Source organism: Mesorhizobium sp. M7D.F.Ca.US.004.03.1.1 (genome assembly GCF_003998635.1).
Classification (GTDB): Bacteria; Pseudomonadota; Alphaproteobacteria; order Rhizobiales; family Rhizobiaceae; genus Mesorhizobium; species Mesorhizobium loti.
Genome location: NZ_RZQG01001565.1, coordinates 1 through 743, shown reverse-complemented (window position 1 = coordinate 743; position 743 = coordinate 1). Strand labels below are relative to the sequence as shown.

Below are 743 nucleotides of genomic sequence, written 5' to 3'. Positions count from 1 at the left end.
CTGCTGGAACATGCGGAACACCCCGACGCCGTCTCGGTCAGCGACGAGCTTCGCTCCTTGCTGCAGGGGCTGGATCGCAAGCTGAACGGGGCATTGGCCTTCATCACAGGCCGCTCCGTTGCGGCAGCGGATCAGCTGTTTCAGCCTTTGAAGCTGCGCGCAGCCGGGCTTTATGGCCTGGAACACAGGCTGTTGCCGGACGACGACGTCGAAGTCGCCGGCGAGCCGGCGGATATCGCGGCGCTTGCCGACGAGATCCAGGCCGAGCTCGGTCGTGGGGCCTATATCGAGCGCAAAGGACGGGTGCTGGCCATCCACACGCGCGCTGCCCCGCACCTGCTTCCCCGCGCGACGCAGCTTGTCGAGCAGGCGCTGGCCACGCTGCCAAAGGGCTACCGCGTGGTTCCCGGCAATGCCGGTGTGGAACTGCTGCCGCTCGAGGCCGCCAAGGGCGCCGCGATCCGGCGCTTCATGGACATCGCGCCATTTGTGGGCCGCCGCCCGGTCTTCCTGGGCGACGACACCTCGGACGAAAACGGCTTCGAGGCCGTCAATGATGCCGGCGGCCTGTCGATACGGGTCAAGCCACCTGCGCATACCACCGCGCAGTACGGGCTGGCCGGTGTTGCCGAAACGCTCGCCTGGCTGAAAAGTCAGCTCTAGGTCCGGCCGAAGCGCACCCCGATCGCGCATCTGGAAAGGGCAAGGAAAGGAACGGTTCGATGGGACGCTTTGCACAATTG

The 743-nt window shown here is 66.2% G+C and carries 1 protein-coding gene; it reads left to right on the top strand.

The window, feature by feature from the left end:
- A partial coding sequence (gene otsB / locus EN935_RS38720) for a trehalose-phosphatase (RefSeq protein WP_127374387.1) occupies positions 1–663 on the top strand: 663 nt, incomplete at its 5' end.
- Positions 664–743 lie beyond the last annotated feature (80 nt).